15 protein-coding genes are annotated in these 17770 nt (G+C 68.1%); 5 read left to right on the top strand and 10 right to left on the bottom strand.

The window, feature by feature from the left end; genetic code table 11:
• Positions 1–68 precede the first annotated feature (68 nt).
• The 5 genes from lptD to trpS all read left to right on the top strand — a co-directional run bounded on the left by lptD (position 69) and on the right by trpS (position 7085).
• Positions 69–2510, top strand: coding sequence for an LPS-assembly protein LptD (lptD, locus tag KB879_RS02935; RefSeq protein WP_211980723.1), 2442 nt, complete (start codon positions 69–71; stop codon positions 2508–2510).
• A 9-nt stretch (positions 2511–2519) separates the two neighbouring features.
• Positions 2520–3995, top strand: a complete 1476-nt coding sequence (locus tag KB879_RS02940; protein WP_211980724.1) for a peptidylprolyl isomerase — start codon at positions 2520–2522, stop codon at positions 3993–3995.
• Between the two features lie 28 nt (positions 3996–4023).
• Positions 4024–5127 (top strand): 4-hydroxythreonine-4-phosphate dehydrogenase PdxA, encoded by a 1104-nt coding sequence (gene pdxA, locus KB879_RS02945; RefSeq protein WP_013955593.1) that lies wholly within the window; start codon positions 4024–4026, stop codon positions 5125–5127.
• Positions 5128–5144: 17 nt separating this feature from the next.
• Positions 5145–5987 (top strand): 16S rRNA (adenine(1518)-N(6)/adenine(1519)-N(6))-dimethyltransferase RsmA, encoded by an 843-nt coding sequence (gene rsmA, locus KB879_RS02950; protein ID WP_035824601.1) that lies wholly within the window; start codon positions 5145–5147, stop codon positions 5985–5987.
• Positions 5988–6050: 63 nt separating this feature from the next.
• Positions 6051–7085: a tryptophan--tRNA ligase gene (gene trpS, locus KB879_RS02955; RefSeq protein ID WP_013955595.1), complete on the top strand. Its 1035-nt coding sequence runs from the start codon at positions 6051–6053 to the stop codon at positions 7083–7085.
• 52 nt (positions 7086–7137) lie between these two features.
• Here the strand turns inward: trpS and KB879_RS02960 are convergent, their stop codons facing one another.
• The 10 genes from KB879_RS02960 to KB879_RS03005 all read right to left on the bottom strand — a co-directional run bounded on the left by KB879_RS02960 (position 7138) and on the right by KB879_RS03005 (position 17631).
• Positions 7138–8043: a DMT family transporter gene (locus KB879_RS02960; protein WP_035824599.1), complete on the bottom strand. Its 906-nt coding sequence runs from the start codon at positions 8041–8043 to the stop codon at positions 7138–7140.
• A 12-nt stretch (positions 8044–8055) separates the two neighbouring features.
• Complete coding sequence (gloA, locus tag KB879_RS02965; protein ID WP_013955597.1) at positions 8056–8463, bottom strand: lactoylglutathione lyase; 408 nt, start codon at positions 8461–8463, stop codon at positions 8056–8058.
• 83 nt (positions 8464–8546) lie between these two features.
• A complete protein-coding gene (locus tag KB879_RS02970) occupies positions 8547–9398 on the bottom strand; it encodes a M48 family metallopeptidase (RefSeq protein WP_013955598.1) in 852 nt (283 codons plus the stop codon).
• Positions 9395–10159: a 1-acyl-sn-glycerol-3-phosphate acyltransferase gene (locus KB879_RS02975; RefSeq protein ID WP_011614553.1), complete on the bottom strand. Its 765-nt coding sequence runs from the start codon at positions 10157–10159 to the stop codon at positions 9395–9397. Before KB879_RS02975 ends, KB879_RS02970 begins: the two co-directional genes overlap by 4 nt.
• Positions 10160–10203: 44 nt before the next feature.
• A complete protein-coding gene (gene gmhB / locus KB879_RS02980; RefSeq protein WP_013955599.1) occupies positions 10204–10791 on the bottom strand; it encodes a D-glycero-beta-D-manno-heptose 1,7-bisphosphate 7-phosphatase in 588 nt (195 codons plus the stop codon).
• Between the two features lie 21 nt (positions 10792–10812).
• Positions 10813–12936: a glycine--tRNA ligase subunit beta gene (glyS, locus tag KB879_RS02985; RefSeq protein WP_035824590.1), complete on the bottom strand. Its 2124-nt coding sequence runs from the start codon at positions 12934–12936 to the stop codon at positions 10813–10815.
• A 36-nt stretch (positions 12937–12972) separates the two neighbouring features.
• Complete coding sequence (locus KB879_RS02990) at positions 12973–13602, bottom strand: hypothetical protein (protein ID WP_013955601.1); 630 nt, start codon at positions 13600–13602, stop codon at positions 12973–12975.
• On the bottom strand, positions 13599–14546 hold the full coding sequence (gene glyQ, locus KB879_RS02995; RefSeq protein ID WP_035824587.1) for a glycine--tRNA ligase subunit alpha: 948 nt from the start codon (positions 14544–14546) through the stop codon (positions 13599–13601). Before glyQ ends, KB879_RS02990 begins: the two co-directional genes overlap by 4 nt.
• 590 nt (positions 14547–15136) lie before the next feature.
• Complete coding sequence (gene lnt, locus KB879_RS03000) at positions 15137–16747, bottom strand: apolipoprotein N-acyltransferase (RefSeq protein WP_211980725.1); 1611 nt, start codon at positions 16745–16747, stop codon at positions 15137–15139.
• On the bottom strand, positions 16744–17631 hold the full coding sequence (locus tag KB879_RS03005; protein ID WP_035824582.1) for an HlyC/CorC family transporter: 888 nt from the start codon (positions 17629–17631) through the stop codon (positions 16744–16746). The genes lnt and KB879_RS03005 overlap by 4 nt, the downstream gene beginning before the upstream one ends.
• Between the last annotated feature and the right edge of the window lie 139 nt (positions 17632–17770).

The following is a 17770-nucleotide window of genomic DNA, read 5'->3' on the forward strand; positions in this document are numbered from 1 at the left end:
CTGCTCCGGCAGGGGCTGGCGGCTTGCAGGCGGGCCGCAGCCGACGCCGAGACTGACAACCCGTGCGAATGACCGAACAACAACGATCACCGAACAACAGGGCCTTGCCTTCGCCTGCCCCAACCAGCGTTCCTGCCCGAGCCAGGCGCGCCGGCGGCCTGCACGCGGGCGCGCTGCGGCCGCTGGTGCTGGCCATGGCCAGCCTGTCGGCCGGCGCACACGCCCAGATGTCCGGTTCGGCGATCCCCGATCTCGACCAGGTCGAGCCGGTGTTCGAAGCCGCGCCGAAAGCGCCGCCGCTTCCGGTGGAGTCCGGCGAACTGGTGCCGCGGCTTGCCGAACCCGGCAAACAGTCAGACGCCGGCCCCGGCGGCCCGACCTTTATCGAGGCCGACCGCATGACCGGCTACAGCGAGCGTGGCGTCGAGCTGGAAGGCCATGCCGAGCTGCGCCGTGACGGCGGTGCGATCAAGGGCGACAAGCTGACCTACGACCAGGACACCGACGAAGCCTTCGCGCAGGGCAATGTACGGATGTCGCGCAGCGGCACGCTGGCGGTCGGCCCCGAGGCGCGGATGAAAGTCGAGGCCAACGAAGGTTACATGCTGTCGCCGGACTATTATTTCCAGCAGACCGGCGGCACGGGCAAGGCCGAGCGCATCGACTTCCTGGACAAGGACCGCAGCACCGCCAGGCACGCGTCGTACACCACCTGTTCGCCCGACAACGCCGACTGGTACTTCAGCGCGAACCGGATCGACCTGGACAACGACCGCCAGGTGGGCGTGGCCTACGGCGGCGTGCTGAACTTCTTCGGCGTGCCGATCGCGGCGGCGCCGGCTTTCAGCTTTCCGCTGAACGACGAGCGCCGCAGCGGGTTCCTGGCGCCGCTGATGGGCTACAGCTCGCGTTCGGGCTTCGACCTGACCACGCCGTACTACGTCAACATTGCGCCGAACCGCGACCTGACCATCTATCCGCGTCTGATGACGGAGCGCGGCCTGCAGCTCGGCGGTGAGTACCGTTACCTTGGCCAGGGCTACAACGGGCGCCTGCGCGCCGAGTTTCTGCCGGACGACAAGAAGACCAATTCAAACCGCTGGGCCTACTCGGTCCAGCATAACCAGAACCTGGCCAAGGGTCTCAATGCCTACCTGAACGTGAACCGGGTATCGGACGACCAATACCCGGACGACTTCAACCGCAGCGTTGCGCAGTCCGCGCAACGCCAGTACACGCAGGAAGGCGGCGTTACCTACAACTGGCAGGATTTCACGGTGCTGGCGCGGGTGCAGAAGTTCCAGACGCTGCGCCCCAGCGAGCCGTCGTACGAGCGCGTGCCGCAGCTCAACGGCAAGTACATCCGCTATGACCTGGGTGGCTTCGACGTGCAGGTGGAAGCGGACTACACGCGCTTCCGCATTCCGCTGACGTCCACCGGCCTCCAGCAGCCACAGGGCGAGCGCATGTATATCCAGCCGAGCATCAGCTACCCGATCGTGCGGGCGGGCTGGTACGTGACGCCGAAGGTCACCTTCAACGCGGCGCAGTACCAGATGGAGGCGGCTTCCAACACGCCTACGGCGCAGAATAACTTCTCGCGCGTGCTGCCGACCATGAGCCTGGATTCGGGCATGACGTTCGAGCGCGAGGCACCGACGGTCAGTCGCCTGTTCGGCGTGAACTATGTGCAGACGCTGGAGCCGCGCCTGTTCTACGTGTACACCCCGTTCCGCGACCAGAGCCAGTTCCCGCTGTTCGACACGGTGCAGTCCGACTTCGGCTACGGGCAGATCTTCAGCGAGAACCCGTTCACCGGCTACGACCGCATTGCCGACAACAACAAGCTGACCGGCGGCCTGACCACGCGCCTGATCGAAGCCGACACCGGCATCGAGCGCTTCCGCGGCACCATCGCGCAGCGCTACGACTTCACCGGCCAGCGCGTGCAGATCAACAGCACGCTGGCGGATCCCAAGGCGGGTTTCTCGGACCTGCTGGCGGCCACCACCATCCAGATGTTCCGCGGCTATTACCTGGACGCTGGCGTGCAGTACAACCCGGACAGCGACCGGATCAACTACGGCAACGTGGCGCTCTCTTACCGGCCCGAGTCGCGCAAGGTGATTAACGCAGGCTATCGCTACCGCCGCCCGACCTCGGTGACCGACAACACCGCGATCGACCAGTTCGAGGTGTCGAGCCAGTGGCCGATCACGCGCCGTGCCTATGGCATCGCACGCTTTGCCTTCGACCTGACCGCGAGCCAGATGGTCGACGCGCTGGCCGGTGTCGAGTACGCCGCCGACTGCTGGGTTGGCCGCGTGGTCTACCAGCGCTTCCGCAACACCACGAATGGCTACACCGGGCGGGTCTTCCTGCAGGTGGAGTTCCGTGGCCTTTCCAAGATCGGTTCCAACCCGTTGAACATCCTGCGCCTGAATGTACCGGGCTATGAGCCCGTATCGGCCAAGCCGGTGCCGACGACCCAGTTCGATCACTATGAATGACGGATTACGATGAAACGTCAAGAATTCGCCGTGTTTTCCTTTCTCCTGACGTCCTGGCACCGCTTGCTGCTGCCGGCCGTGCTGGCCGCCATGGCGGTGCCGGCTGCCGCGCAGCTCAAGGCGCCCGGGACGGCGCCGCGCTCCAGCGGCATCTTCGTGCCGCAGGCGTCTGACGTCGCGGCGCCTTCGAGCCAGCCCAAGCTGGGCGTGCCGCCGGCCGGGGGCCAGAAGCGTTCGCAACTGGTCGACGAAGTGGTCGCGGTCGTCAACAACAGCGTGATCACGCGGCGTGAGCTGCTCGACCGTGCCGACGAAATCGAAGGCCAGCTGCGTACCGCCGGCCGCCCGGTGCCCGCGCGCGCCGACCTGTTGGGCGAGGTGCTCGAGCGCCTGGTCATGGAGCGCGTGCAGACCCAGGCCGCACAGGATGCCGGCATCCGCGTGACCGACCAGGAAATCGACCGCGCCATTGAATCGGTGGCGCAGCAGAACCGGCTGAACGCGACCGAGCTGCGTCGCCGCGTCGAGGCCAGCGGCATGACCTGGACCAAGTACCGCGAGGAGCTGCGCAAGCAGGTGCAGGTGATCCGCCTGCGCGAGCGCGAGGTCGACTCCAAGGTGCAGGTCTACGACGGCGAGATCGACAACTACCTGGCGGCCCGCGGCGGCCAGGGCGCCGCCCGCGGCCCGACCGAATACAACGTGGCGCAGATCCTCGTGCGCGTGCCCGAGAATGCCTCGGACGCACAGAAGCAGGCGCAGCGCGCCAAGGCCGAAGGGCTGCTCAAGCAGGCCCAGGGCGGCGCCGACTTCGCGCAGCTGGCGCAGGCCAATTCCGAGGGCGCCGAGGCGGCCCAGGGCGGTGCCATGGGCTTCCGCGAGATCGGCCGCCTGCCGGTACAGTTCGCCAACGCCGTGGTCGACCTGCAGGCTGGCGCAGTGGCGCCGCAGGTGGTGGAAAGTGCTGCGGGCTTCCATGTGGTCAAGCTGGTGGCCAAGCGCGCGGCGCCGGCATCGAGTCCGGCCGCCGCCTCGAAGATCACCCAGACCCAGGTGCGCCACATCCTGATCCGCACCGGCCCCAACATGCCCGAGGCCGAGGCGCGCCGCCAGCTCGGCACGCTGCGCGACCGCATCACCCACGGCGGCGATTTTGCGGACGCGGCCAAGCGCTTCTCGCAGGACGGCTCGGCGCAGAACGGCGGCGACCTCGGCTGGGTGTCGCCGGGCGAGCTAGTGCCCGAGTTCGAGCAGGCCATGAGCCGCCTGCGCCCGAACGAGATCTCGGAGCCGGTGGTCACGCAGTTCGGCGTGCACCTGATCCAGGTGCTCAACCGGCGCGAGACCGAGATGTCGCCCGAGAAGCAGCGCGACTTCGCCCGTGCCGAAGTCCGCGAACAGAAGCTGCGAGCAGCCTATGATGACTGGGTGCGCCAGCTGCGTTCGCAGGCGTATGTGGAGTACCGGATCAACCGGCAGCGCTGAAGCGCCGGCCCCGATCCGCTGACCTGACATGCCCGACCCGCTAGCCCTAGCCATCTCGACCGGAGAACCCGCCGGCATCGGTCCCGATATCACCATCGGGGCGTTGCTGCAGCTGGCGGGCGCCAACAATGGCGTCGGTGGCGGGCAATACCGCTTTCATGTGCTGGGCGATGCCCGCCTGCTGGCCGATCGCGCCGCGGCGCTGGGCGCCACGCACGCCTGGGAGCGACGCATTGCCGACGGCGACGTGGTCGTCGAGGACATCCCGCTGGCGGTCGCGTGCGAGGCCGGGCGGCTCGATGCGCGCAACGGCCCCTATGTGCTGAAGCTGCTCGATGCCGCCATCCGCGGCTGCCGCGCGCGCGGCAGGGCCGCGCCCCGGTATGCCGCAATGATCACGGCGCCGGTGCAGAAGAGCACCATCAACGACGCCGGCGTGCCTTTCACCGGCCATACCGAATACCTGGCCGACAGCGCCCGCGTGCCGCGCGTGGTGATGATGCTGGCCGGCCCGCAGCCCGCGCACGACGGGGCCATGCTGCGCGTGGCGCTGGCCACCACCCACCTGCCGCTGCGCGCGGTGCCCGATGCGCTGTCCGTGCCGCTGCTGGTGCAGACGCTGTCGATCATCGATGCCGACCTGCGCCGCTACTTCGGCATCTCGCGGCCGCGCATCCTGGTCACGGGCCTGAACCCGCACGCCGGCGAAAGCGGCCATATGGGCCGCGAAGAGATCGACATCATCATGCCCGCGCTGGCGCAGGCAAAAGATGCCGGCATCGACGCGCGCGGGCCCTTTCCGGCCGACACGCTGTTCCAGCCGCGCCACCTGCGCGATGCCGACTGCGTGCTGGCGATGTACCATGACCAGGGGCTGGCGCCACTGAAATACGGCACCTTCGGCCACGGCGTGAATATCACGCTGGGGCTGCCCTTTATCCGCACCTCGGTGGACCATGGCACCGCGCTCGACCTTGCCGGCACCGGCCAGGCCGAACACGGCAGCATGATCGAGGCCATCCGCAGTGCGGTCATCATGGCCGGCCACGCCAATGGCCGGCGCCCTGGCAGCAACGGTGCCACGGGCAGCCATCCTGGCCACACCCATTCCGGCCCGCAGCCGCCATGCTGAAGCTGGACGAATAACCCATGCGTTCAAACGTGCACCAGGGCCATGTGGCCCGCAAACGATTCGGGCAGAACTTCCTGGTCGACGACACCATCATCCACGGCATCGTCAATGCCATCAGCCCGCAGGCCGACGACGTGCTGGTCGAGATCGGTCCCGGCCTGGGCGCGCTGACCACCCCGCTGCTCGAACGGATCCCGCAGATGCAGGTGGTGGAACTCGACCGCGACCTGGTCGAGCGCCTGCGCCGCCGCTACGGCGAGCGTCTGCAGGTCCACGCCGGCGACGCGCTGGACTTCGACTTCGGCAAGCTGGAGGTGCCGGGGCGGCCGCTGCGCATCGTCGGCAACCTGCCGTACAACATTTCCAGCCCGCTGCTGTTCCACCTGATGGACTTCGCCGACCAGGTGCGCGACCAGCACTTCATGCTGCAGAAGGAAGTGGTGGAGCGCATGGTGGCCGAGCCCGGCAGCAAGGCCTTCGGCCGGCTGTCGATCATGCTGCAGGTCCGCTACTACATGGAGCATGTGCTCGACGTGCCGCCGGGCAGCTTCAACCCGCCGCCCAAGGTCGATTCCGCCGTGGTGCGTATGATCCCCTGGCCGCGCCACCTCGATGGCCGGCTGCGTTCGCCGCATGCCGATTGCGACATCACCGTGCTGGGCGACGTGGTCACCGCGGCGTTCTCGCAGCGGCGCAAGGTGCTGCGCAACACGCTCTCGTTCCTGCGCGACCAGGTCGACTTCGATGCGATGGGCTTCGACCTTGGCCGCCGCGCCGAGGAAGTGCCCGTTGGCGAGTATGTCGAACTGGCCCGGCGCCTGGGTGGTACGCCATCCGGCCAGGCCGGACAGGCCGCCTGAGGTCCGCGCAACCCGATTCCCGAATCCCGAATTTCCCGCGACTATTTCGTGCAAGACCGTCCCATGACAGCCCAGACCCAAACCAACCGGCGTCCCGTGATCCTGACCGGCGACCGTCCCACCGGCCCGCTGCACCTTGGCCACTATGTCGGCTCGCTGAAGAGCCGCGTGGTGCTGCAGGACTCGCATGAGCAATACGTGCTGCTGGCCGACACCCAGGCCATGACCGACAACGCGCACGATCCCGACAAGGTGCGCCGCAACGTGCTGGAAGTGGCGCTGGACTATCTGGCAGTGGGCATCGACCCGGCCAAGACCACCATCACCGTGCAGTCGCACCTGCCGGCGCTGGCCGAGCTGACGCTGATGTACCTGAACTTTGTCACGGTGGCGCGGCTTGAGCGCAACCCGACCATCAAGGAAGAGATCCAGGCGCGTGGCTTTGGCCGCGACATCCCGGCGGGCTTCCTGTGCTACCCGGCATCGCAGGCCGCGGACATCACCGCCTTCAAGGCCCATGTGGTGCCGGTGGGCGAAGACCAGGCGCCGCTGATCGAGCAGACCAACGAGATCGTGCGCCGCATCAACCACCAGGTCGGCCGCGAAGTGCTGCCCGAATGCAAGGCCCTGATCCCCGAGTTCGGCCGCCTGCCTGGCGTGGACGGCAAGGCCAAGATGAGCAAGTCGCTGGGCAACGCGATCGCGCTGGGGGCCTCGCCCGAGCAGATCAAGGCCGCCGTGCACAGCATGTACACCGACCCCAATCACCTGCGCGTGTCGGACCCGGGCCAGGTCGAGGGCAACGTGGTGTTCACCTACCTGGATGCGTTCGACCCCAACACCGAGGAAGTCAAGGCGCTGAAGGAGCACTACCAGAAGGGCGGCCTGGGCGACATGGTGCTCAAGCGCCGCGTCGAGGGCGTCCTGCAGGACATGCTGGCCCCGATCCGCGCGCGCCGTGAAGAACTGGCCAAGGATCCGGACTATGTGTTCGACATCCTGCGCCAGGGCACCGCGAAGGCGCGCGCACTGACCCAGCAGACGCTGGACGAAGTGCGCGACGCGCTCGGCATGTTCTCGTTCGAGGCACGCCGCTGAGCGTCAGGCAGCGGCGGCTCCGGTCGCCGCCGTATTACGCTAGCCGCGCCGCTCAGGCGCGGCGATTGACCAGCACGATGCCGGCCAGCACCAGGAGTGCCGCCACGGCAAAGCGCGGGCCCACCGCGTCGTGCATCAGCACCACGCCGAAGGCGACCCCGAACAGCGGCGTCAGGAAGGAAAACACCGACAGCCGCGACGCCAGGTAGCGCCGCAGCAGCCAGAACCAGGTCAGGTAGCTGGCAAACGCGATCAGCACTGACTGGTAGAACAGGCTCGCCAGCACCACCCCGTCGATCTGCACGGTTGCGGTCTGGCCGGCGGCCACCGCCATCGCCAGCAGCATCACCGCGGATACCCCCAACTGGTACAGCAGGGTCTTGCTGGCCGGGGCGCTGGCCAGCGGGCTGGCGCGCACCACCACGGTGGTGGCGGCCCACAGTGCGCCGGCGAGGATGCCAAGCGCATCGCCCAGCAGCGTGCTGCCCTGCGCCGACGGCGCGGCAATGCCATCGGCAAAGGCCAGCGCCATGCCCGCGAACGCGAGTGCCACGCCCAGCCATTGCCCGGTTTGCAACCGCTCGCCCAGCACCACGAAATGCAGTCCCAGCGCGGTGAAGATCGGCGCGGTGTACAGGAACACCGCCATGCGCGAGGCGGTGGTGTGGCCCAGCCCGACGAAGATGCAGAAGAACTCCGCGCCGAACAGCAGCCCGGCCAGCAAGCCGGCGTTCAGCGTGCCGTCGCGCCGCCACAGCGGCGTGCCGCGCCAGGCGGCAAAGCCGAACACCAGCAACGCCGCCACTGCCGAGCGCACGCCCGCCTGCAGCACCGCGCCCATCAGCGGCGCGGTGACCTTGATCACCACCTGCTGCAGGCCCCAGGCGGCGCACAGCACCACCATCAGGCCCACGGCGAAGCCGTCGAGCGGCTGCCGGGCCAGGCTTTGCGTGCTCATGGCGAGCGTGCGTCAGGGACGGCTGGCGTCGCGGGTGGAATGGCGCTCGATCAGCTCGATCTTGTAGCCGTCCGGGTCTTCGACAAAGGCGATCACGGTGGTGCCGCCCTTGACCGGGCCGGCTTCGCGCACAACCTTGCCCCCGGCGGTGCGGATGCGCTCGCACGCGGCCGCGGCATCGTCGGTTTCCAGCGCGATATGGCCGTAGGCCGTGCCCAGGTCATATTGGTCGACGCCGTAGTTGTAGGTCAGCTCCAGCACCGCGGTCTCGCTCTCGGGGCCGTAGCCGACAAAGGCGAGGCGGTACTTGTATTCAGGGTTGTCGCTCTGGCGCAGCAGCTGCATGCCGAGCACGCGCGTGTAGAAATCGATGGAGCGCTGCATGTCGCCGACGCGCAGCATGGTGTGGAGGAGTCGCATTTGAGGGCCTTCAACTGTTTTAGGTATAGGAAGGCGCCATTTTAGTGCGTTTGGCCGAAACCTACCGGCCCGCTTCCGCCCGCTCAGAAGGTCGGCAACAGCTCGGGCGGGTGTGCCCGCAGTTGCGCGCGCGCATCGCGGAACTCGGGGAAGATCGATTCCACGGTCTGCCAGAAGCGCGGGCCGTGGTTCATTTCCTTCAGGTGCGCCAGCTCGTGCGCGGCGACATAGTCGATCATCGACAGCGGGAAATGCATCAGGCGCCAGTTCAGCCGGATCTTGCCGTCGGCGGTGCAGCTGCCCCAGCGCGTGGCGGCCGAGGTCAGCGCAAAGCCGGTGTGGCGCACGCCCAGCTTGTCGGCGTAGATATCGAGCCGCTCGGCCAGCAGCCGGCGCGCCTGCTGCTGCAGCCAGCCCTGCACACGGTCCTTGATCTGCTGCTCGTCGGCATGGCCCGGCAGCGCCAGGTGCAGCACGCGGCGGTCGGCATCGAACAGCAGCGCGCCGAGCGGCGACTCCAGCGACAGCGTCAGCGGCTGCCCCAGGAAGGGCAGGCTGGCGCCGTCGCGCCATTGCACCGTGGGCAGGATGCGGCGCGACTCGCGGTGGCGCCACTCGCCCAGCTTGTTGAAGATCCAGCGCTGTTTTTCCAGGATGGCCAACTCGATGTCCGCCAGCGTGACCCAGCGCGGCGCCGTGATCGACAGGCCGCGGTCGTCGATGGTGAAGCCGATGGTGCGGCGCGCCGAGCGCTTGAGCGTGTAATGCAGCGGCCGTTCGCCGATGCGCAGCAGGCGAGCATTGGGTTGCGGCACCGGCCATGCGGGCTGCTGCGGGGGCTCCTGCGCAAGCGGGGCTGGCTGCGGCGCCTGGGCGGACTCCGCCAGCGGCAGCTCCAGCTGCGCGCCGTCGGCGTCAGGTCGCAGCAGCTTCATGCGGCGGGCCCGCCCGGAGCCGCGCTCCGGTAGCTCTGCGGATCGATGCGGCGCATGTCGCGCTCGATCCATTCCGCCACCTCCTGGTTGAGCTGGTCCGCGGTCTTGTTGGCCGAGGCGATTGCCGGGCCGACCGAGATCGTCACCATGCCCGGGTGCTTCAGGAACGAATTGCGCGGCCACACCCGGCCCGAGTTGACCGCCATCGGCAGCACCCAGGCGCCGGTTTCCACCGCCAGGCGCGCGCCGCCGCTCTTGTAGCGCGCCTTCTCCAGGCCCGAAGGCGTGCGCGTGCCTTCCGGGAACATGATGATCCAGGCGCCTTCGGCCAGCCGCTCGCGGCCCTGGCGCGCGGCCGAGGCAAAGGCGCGGGTGCCTTCCTTGCGGTTGATATGGACCATCTTCAGCATGCCCAGCGCCCAGCCGAAGAACGGCACCAGCAGCAGCTCGCGCTTGAACACGAAGCACAGCGGCTTGGGCATCAGCGCCACGTAGGCCACGGTTTCCCAGGCCGACTGGTGCTTGGACAGCAGCACCACCGGCTTGTCGAGCATCACGTCCATATGCTCATGGCCTTCGATGCGGTACTGGATGCCGCAGATGCCGCGCGCGGCCCAGATCACCAGCAGGGGCCAGCCGCGCACGAAGCGGAAGCGCTGGTCGGCATTCATGAACGGGAACACCAGGAAGCAGGCGCAGGCGTAGGGTGGCGTCAGCACCAGCAGGTACAGCGCAAACAACAGGGAACGAAGAAACGTCATGCGGGGGGCGCGCGGGGGTGCGAATAGGGAATGGATGCGGGCGGTCAGCCGGCGCTATGAGCGGGCGGGCGCTGTGCGCCGCCGTTGCCGGTCAGCCAGCGTGCAAACGCGCGCAGGTCGTCGTGTACCTGCGTGCCCGGCGGCAGGCCACCCTGGTCGAAGGTCTTCTGGCCTTTGCCGCTGCGCACCAGGTGCGGCGCGCAGCCAACCGCCACGCCGGCTTCCAGGTCGCGCAACGAATCGCCAACGATGGGCACGCCGCGGAGCTCGATGCCGAAGCGCTCGCTGATCTGCTCCAGCATGCCCGGCTTGGGCTTGCGGCAGTCGCAACCGTCTGCGGCGGTATGCGGGCAGAAGAACACCGCGTCGACGCGCCCGCCCAGGCGCGCGAGCAACGTGTGCATCTTCTCGTGCATGGCGTTGAGCGCGCTCATCTCGAACAGCCCGCGGCCGATGCCGGACTGGTTGCTGGCGAGGATCACGCGGTAGCCGGCCTGGTTCAGCGCGGCGATGGCCTCCAGGCTGCCGTCGATCGGCACCCATTCATCGGGCGTCTTGATGAACTGGTCGCTGTCGAGGTTGACCACCCCGTCGCGGTCCAGGATGACAAACTTGGGCGGCGTCTGTGGCATGTGCGGCTCCGGTGGCTGAGATCAGGCGGCCAGCTTGGAGATGTCGGCCACGCGGTTGGCCATCGCATGCAGCGAAGCCAGCAGCGCCAGGCGGTTGGCGCGCAGCTGCGCGTCCTCGGCCATCACCATCACATCATTGAAGAAGCGGTCGACGGCATCGCGTAGCTGGGCCAGGTCGCGCAGCGCGGCGGTGAAATCGCCGCTGGCGAAGGCTGCTTCCACGGCCGGGCGCACGCGCTCGATGGCGGCGTGCAGCGCGCCTTCTGCCTCTTCCTGGAACAGCGCCGGATCGACCGCGCCGACCGGCTCGGTGTTCTTGCGCAGGATGTTGGTGATGCGCTTGTTGGCGGCGGCCAGGGCCTCGGCCTCGGGCAGCGCGGCAAAGGTGCGCACTGCCTCCATGCGGCCCAGGATGTCATGCAGCTGGTCCGGGCGCAGGCTGACCACGGCCTCGACTTCGTTGGTGGTGTAGCCCTTGTCCTTCAGGTAGCCGCGCACGCGGTCGTACAGGAAGTCGGCGATTGCCTCGGGTGCCGGCTTGACTGCAGCGATGCCGGCAAAGGCGTGCTGCGTCAGCGCCAGCAGCGACGACAGCGACAGCGCCAGCGGCTTTTCGATCAGCATGCGCAGGATGCCAAGCGCATGGCGGCGCAGCGCGAACGGGTCCTTCTCGCCGGTGGGCTGCAGGCCGATGCCCCAGATCCCGACCAGGGTCTCGAGCTTGTCGGCCAGCGCCACGGCGGTGCTGACCGCGCCTGCGGGCAGCGCATCGCCGGCAAAGCGCGGACGGTAGTGTTCGGAGCAGGCCAGTGCCACGTCTTCGGCTTCGTCATCGTGACGGGCGTAGTACGTGCCCATGGTGCCCTGCAGCTCGGGGAACTCGCCGACCATGTCGGTCAGCAGGTCGGCCTTGGCCAGTTCAGCGCCGCGCATCGCGGCGGCCTTGTCGGTGGGCACGCCGCTGTCGTTGAGCGCATCGGCGATATGGCCGGCGATCTGCTGCAGGCGCTGCACGCGGTCCAGCTGGGTGCCGATCTTGTTGTGGTAGACCACGCTGGCCAGTTGCGGCACGCGCGATGCCAGCGTCTTCTTGCGGTCCTGGTCGAAGAAGAACTTGGCATCGGCCAGGCGCGGGCGCACCACGCGCTCGTTGCCGGTGATGATCGACTGCGGCGTCTCGGTGGCCAGGTTCGACACGATCAGGAAGCGGTTGCGCAGGTGGCCGTCGGCATCGGTCAGCGCAAAGTACTTCTGGTTGGTCTGCATGGTCAGGATCAGGCATTCCTGCGGCACCGCCAGGAAGGCTTCCTCGAAATGGCAGGCATAAACCACCGGCCATTCCACCAGCGAGTTGACTTCATCGAGCAGCGACTCGGGCATGATCACCTGGTCGGCGCCGGCTTCCTTGAGCAGCGCGGCGCGCATGCGCTCGCGGCGCTCGGCATAGCTGGCCACCACGTGGCCGGCGGACTCCAACTGCTGCGCATAGTCGTTGGCATGCGCGATCTCGATCCTGCCGTGGGACAGGAAGCGGTGGCCCTGGGTCAGGTTGCTGGCCTGCAGCCCCAGCAGCGTCACCGGCAGAATCTCGGCGCCGAACAGCGCGATCAGGCTGTGCGCCGGGCGCACGAAATGCACCGTGCTGCCGTCCGGGCGCTGGTAGCTCATGACCTTGGGGATCGGCAGCTTCGCAATGGTGTCTTCCAGCGCTGCCTGCACCGCGGCAGCCAGTTCGGCGCCGCGTGCGGTATAGCGGTAGAAGAAGGCCTCGGCCTTGCCGTCGGAGGCGCGCTCCAGCGACTGCCAGTCGATCTCGGCGACGCCGACCGACTTGGCCAGCGCGGCCAGCTTCTTGGCCAGCGGCGCGGTGGGCTCGCCGTTGGCGTCCAGCGCCACCGACAGCGGCAGGACCTTCTCGCGCTGCTCGCGGTCCGGCGCGCTGCGGCGCACGCCCGACACCAGCGCGGCCAGGCGGCGCGGGGTGGCGAACGGCGTCACGGTGGCGCCCGGTTCAAGCAGGTCGCGCTCGCCCAGGCCGGCGAACAGGCCCTGCGCGAAGGCGTCGCCCAGGCGCCCCAGCGCCTTGGGTGGCAGTTCTTCGGTGAACAGTTCGATCAGCAGCGAGTCGGTCATGGGTTGCGACATGAATCGTATCCAGCAAGTTGTAGCGCGCGCCGCTTATCAGCAGCGCGGCGAAAGATTAGGTTCTACTCCGGACAGCAGCCACAGGCCGTTCTGTTGTCGGAATTGCAGCGTGGTGTAGGCGCATTGCGCGGCCGCTGCGGCGCTGGCCGCGCCGTTGCTGCCACCGCGGCTGCCTGCAGCCGGGAAGCGCGCGTCGATGCGGCGCAGGCGCTTGTCGTAGCGGATCTCGTCGATGCGCCCGCCCACCCAGAAATCGATCTTCGGCGGCAGTTGCGCCGCCGAGTGGTAGGTCTTGACCGTGCGGCGGGTGCGGCCGTTGTGGGTCTCCATCTCCACCCACGTCAGCGGATAGCGGATCGCGCTTTCATAGGCGCGCAGCGGCACGCGGTGCCATCCCAGGTCGCGCTGGCCGGACAGGTCGCACGAGAACGAGCGCACCAGCTGCGTCCACTGGTCGAGCGCGTTCAGCGACGGGCGCCATTGGCGCGCCATGGCCAGCTGCAGCGCCTGCGGGTCGGCCTCGCACACATTGCTCAGCTCCGCCGGCAGCATCAGCGCCTGCGCGCTGGGTGCCGCCTGTGCGCGCGCGCCGATGGCATTGCCGGCGGCGGCGAGCGCGGCGGTCGCCATGGCGCAGCACAACGCGCTGCGCGCCAGTTGCGTCATGCCCGGGCTCCGCCGTTGCTGCACATTGGGAAGCCGAGGGCCTCGCGCGAGTCGTAGTAAGCCTGTGCCACCTGGCGCGACAGGTTGCGGATGCGGCCGATATACGCCGCGCGCTCGGTCACCGAGATCGCGCCGCGCGCGTCCAACAGGTTGAAAGTGTGGGCGGCCTTGAGCACCTGCTCGTAGGCGGGCAGCGCCAGGCGCGTGCCGGCGGCCTGGCCTTCCTCGGCGCCGTCGCCATTGCCCATCAGCCGCTTGGCCTCGCCTTCGTGCTCGGCGAAATGGCGGAACAGGATCTCGGTGTTGCTGTGCTCGAAGTTGTAGGTCGACTGCTCGACTTCATTCTGGTGGTACACGTCGCCATAGGTCAGGCGGCGCGTCTCGCCGTTCTCGACCCACTCGGTCCAGATCAGGTCAAAGACGTTCTCGACCTTCTGCAGGTACATCGCCAGGCGTTCGATGCCGTAGGTGATCTCGCCGGTGATGGGCTTGCAGTCGATCCCGCCCACCTGCTGGAAGTAGGTGAACTGCGTCACTTCCATGCCGTTGAGCCAGACTTCCCAGCCCAGGCCCCAGGCGCCCAGCGTGGGGTTCTCCCAGTCGTCCTCGACGAAGCGGATGTCGTTCTGCTTGAGGTCCAGGCCGAGCGCCTCGAGCGAGCCCAGGTACAGCTCCAGAATGTTCTCGGGCGCGGGCTTGAGCACCACCTGGTACTGGTAGTAGTGCTGCAGGCGGTTGGGGTTCTCGCCATAGCGGCCGTCCTTGGGGCGGCGCGACGGCTGCACGTAGGCGGCGCGCCACGGCTCGGGGCCGAGCGCGCGCAGGAAGGTGTGTACGTGGGATGTGCCGGCGCCGACCTCCAGATCGATGGGTTGCAACAGCGCGCAGCCCTGCCGGTCCCAATAGGCCTGCAGGGTCAGAATCATTTGTTGGAAGGTCAGCATATGAAGACTAGGTAGAGGCACCCGGGCGCGGTAGCGCCGCCCGGCATGCAGGCCCCGCAGCGCGTGCCGGAGCCGGCGCATGCGGATTTTGCCAAACCCTGAATTCTATCGGCTTTTTGGCAAGGCGCCCCGTTTGGCGGGGCCGGCTAGGGCGCGCACCGATGGCTGAGGACGCTTGCCAATGTCGGCCCTACGCAACGCATCGGGAAAATACTGAGGCGGATTTCAGGTTTGGCCGCTGCTAGCCGATAGTGTTTTTGTATACAGTATGAGTAAGCAACCCGTTTCAGAGCGTTGCGGTTGACAGTCCGTGCCGGCATGGCGGGCACGGCGGCTGCTGGCTGGCACCGCAGTAGCCGTTTGTCGGTAACTGATATTGATGGGGACTTGGCATCATGGCACTTCTTTCTCGCAAACCTTACCTGGTCGCAATCGCGGTCATGATCGCCGCGGCCACCGTGTCCGTGGCGACCGGGCTGCTGGGCTGAACCGGCTGGCGCACACCTGAGGTGCCACAACCGGCACCGCAATCAAGCGCCGGACGGCGGCAGCGATCCCGCCGCGTCCGGTGCCTGCTTCTGCCTGTGCCTTCAGCTTGTGCCGCGCAGCTTGCGCGCACGCCAGGCAGCCATCCCCAGCACCAGCGCAAACAGCGCCAGCACCGGCGCGTTCCCCCAGCGGATATAGGGCGTCAGCCCCTGCATGCCCTGCACCTCGGCCGCCAGCGTGCCGACCGTGAAGGTCGGCAGGCGTTGCTGCACCGAGCCATCCGGGCGTACCACCGCGGTCATGCCGGTATTGGTCGAGCGCAGCATCGGCCGGCGCGTTTCCAGCGCGCGCATGCGCGAGATCTGCAAATGCTGGTCCAGCGCGATGGTGTCGCCGAACCACGCCAGGTTGGTCAGGTTGGCCAGGACATTGGCCGGCGCCGGCTGCTGGCGCAGCGTCTGCGCGATTTCCTCGCCGAACAGATCCTCGTAGCAGATATTGGGCGCCACGCGCACGCCGCGCACCGGCAGCGAGGCCTGGTCGAGCCCGCCGCGGCGGAAGTCGCCCAGCGGCATCTTCATCATGTCGACGAACCAGCGGAACCCCAGCGGGATAAATTCGCCGAACGGCACCAGGTGGTGCTTGTTGTAGCGGTACAGGCGTTCGGTCTCGGGGCCCAGGCCGAAGACGCTGTTGGTGAAGTCCACCGGGGAGTCGGCGCCGGCGGCGCCGAACAGCACCGTAGTGCCGCTGGCCAGCGCGTAGTCGCGCACCGCCACGGCCACGTCGACCGGCAGCTCTTGCAGGATGACCGGGAACGCGGTTTCCGGCGTGACCACCAGGTCGGCCGGCGCGGCGGTGATCATGTCGCGGTACAACTCGATCGAGCGCTGGATGCCGGCGGGCTCGAACTTGATGTCCTGGGCCACGTTGCCTTGCAGCAGCCGCACCGACAGCGGCTTGCCGGCGGGCGTGGTCCAGGCCAGCGGCGCCAGCGCTGCGCCCGCAGCGGGCAGGGCCAGTGCCAGTGCCAGCGCGCCCAGCGCCCGGCCGCGTTCACCGCGGCCCAGTCCGCGTACGGCAGCCGCCAGCAGTGCCGCCACCGCGGCGGCCAGGGCGCCGATGCCGTACACGCCAACGAGCGGCGCGAAGCCGGCCAGCGGGCCATCGGCATGGGCATACCCGCCCGACAGCCAGGGGAAGCCGGTAAACACCACGCCGCGCAGCCATTCGGCGAGACCCCAGGCAGCGCCGAAGGCCAGCGGCGCCAGCAGCGTGGCCCCCGGCAGGCGCGCCGTCAGCCGATGCCACAGCGCGCCGGCCAGCGCCGGGTAGAGCGACAGGAAGCCCGAGAACAGCACCACCGCCAGCGCGGCCATCCACGCCGGCATCTCGCCGTAGACGTGCATGCTGATATAGAGCCACCAGATGCCGGACAGGAACCAGCCCAGCCCGAAGGCATAGCCAGTGGCGGCGGCCAGGCGCGCGCGCGGCGCGTCGGCCATCAGCGCGGCCAAGCCGGCCAGCGACAGGATCTGCAGCCACCACCAGTCATGGGGGGCAAAGGCTTGCGTATGGGCGATGCCGAGCACGCCGGCCAGCAGCAGCCGCACCATGGTCGCTGCGCGCGAACGCGCGCGCGTGCCAGGCACGCCTGTCGGGGCGGCGTCGGCAGCGGCGGCGCCGTTGAGGACCGGGGCGGAACGCTTCATGCGCCGGCCGCGCCCGCGTTGTCGCCGTTGGATTCGCGGTGCACCTGCAGCAGGTGCACCTGCCGCGCGTCGGCGCGCAGCACCTCGAAGCGGATCGGCGGCAGGGTGATGACCTCGCCGCGGTGGGGCACGTGGCCCACGTGGTTGGACAGCAGCCCGCCCACGGTATCGACATCGTGGTCGGAGAAGGCGGTACCGAAGGCCTCGTTGAACTGGGCGATCTCGGTCAGGCCGTGCACGCGCCAGCTGCCGTCGGGCATTGGCAGGATATTGTCCTGGTCTTCGTCCAGGTCGAACTCATCCTCGATGTCGCCCACGATCTGCTCCAGCACGTCCTCGATCGTCACCAGGCCGGCCACGCCGCCGTACTCGTCGACGACCATGGCGATATGGTTGCGGTTGATGCGGAAGTCGCGCAGCAGGATGTTCAGGCGCTTGGACTCGGGGATGAACACCGCCGGGCGCAGGGTCTCGCGCAGGTCGAAGGCGGGGTCGGTGTAGTAGCGCAGCAGGTCCTTGGCCAGCAGGATGCCGATGATGTTGTCACGGCTGCCTTCGTAGACCGGGAAGCGCGAGTGCGCGGTCTGCTGCATGAAGGGGATGAACGCCTCCGGGGCGTCCGCGATATTGACCATATCCATCTGCGCGCGCGGCACCATGATGTCGCTCGCGGTCAGTTCGGAGACCTGGAACACGCCCTCGATCATCGACAGCGAGTCGGCGTCGATCAGGTTGCGCTCATGCGCTTCCTGGAGCACTTCGAGCAATTCCGCGCGGGTGTCCGGCTCAGGGGAAATCAGGTCTGACAAGCGTTCGAGAAGCGATCTGGGCCGATCGGCCTGCTTCAGGTAAGCGGGCTTCGAACTGGGATAAGGGTCGTTCATTTCGCGGCGAGCGCGTGGTGGAGATCGTCTGAAGGATACACTAAAAGCCTGACCGTCCCGTGACGGCGGGCGGTGGCCTGAGGCCAGATGTGCAGCAAGCGGCGCCAGACCGGCGCCGCGTGTGAGAGAGGGATCACGC

The sequence above is a fragment of the Cupriavidus sp. KK10 genome (assembly GCF_018223725.1).
Classification (GTDB): Bacteria; Pseudomonadota; Gammaproteobacteria; order Burkholderiales; family Burkholderiaceae; genus Cupriavidus; species Cupriavidus necator.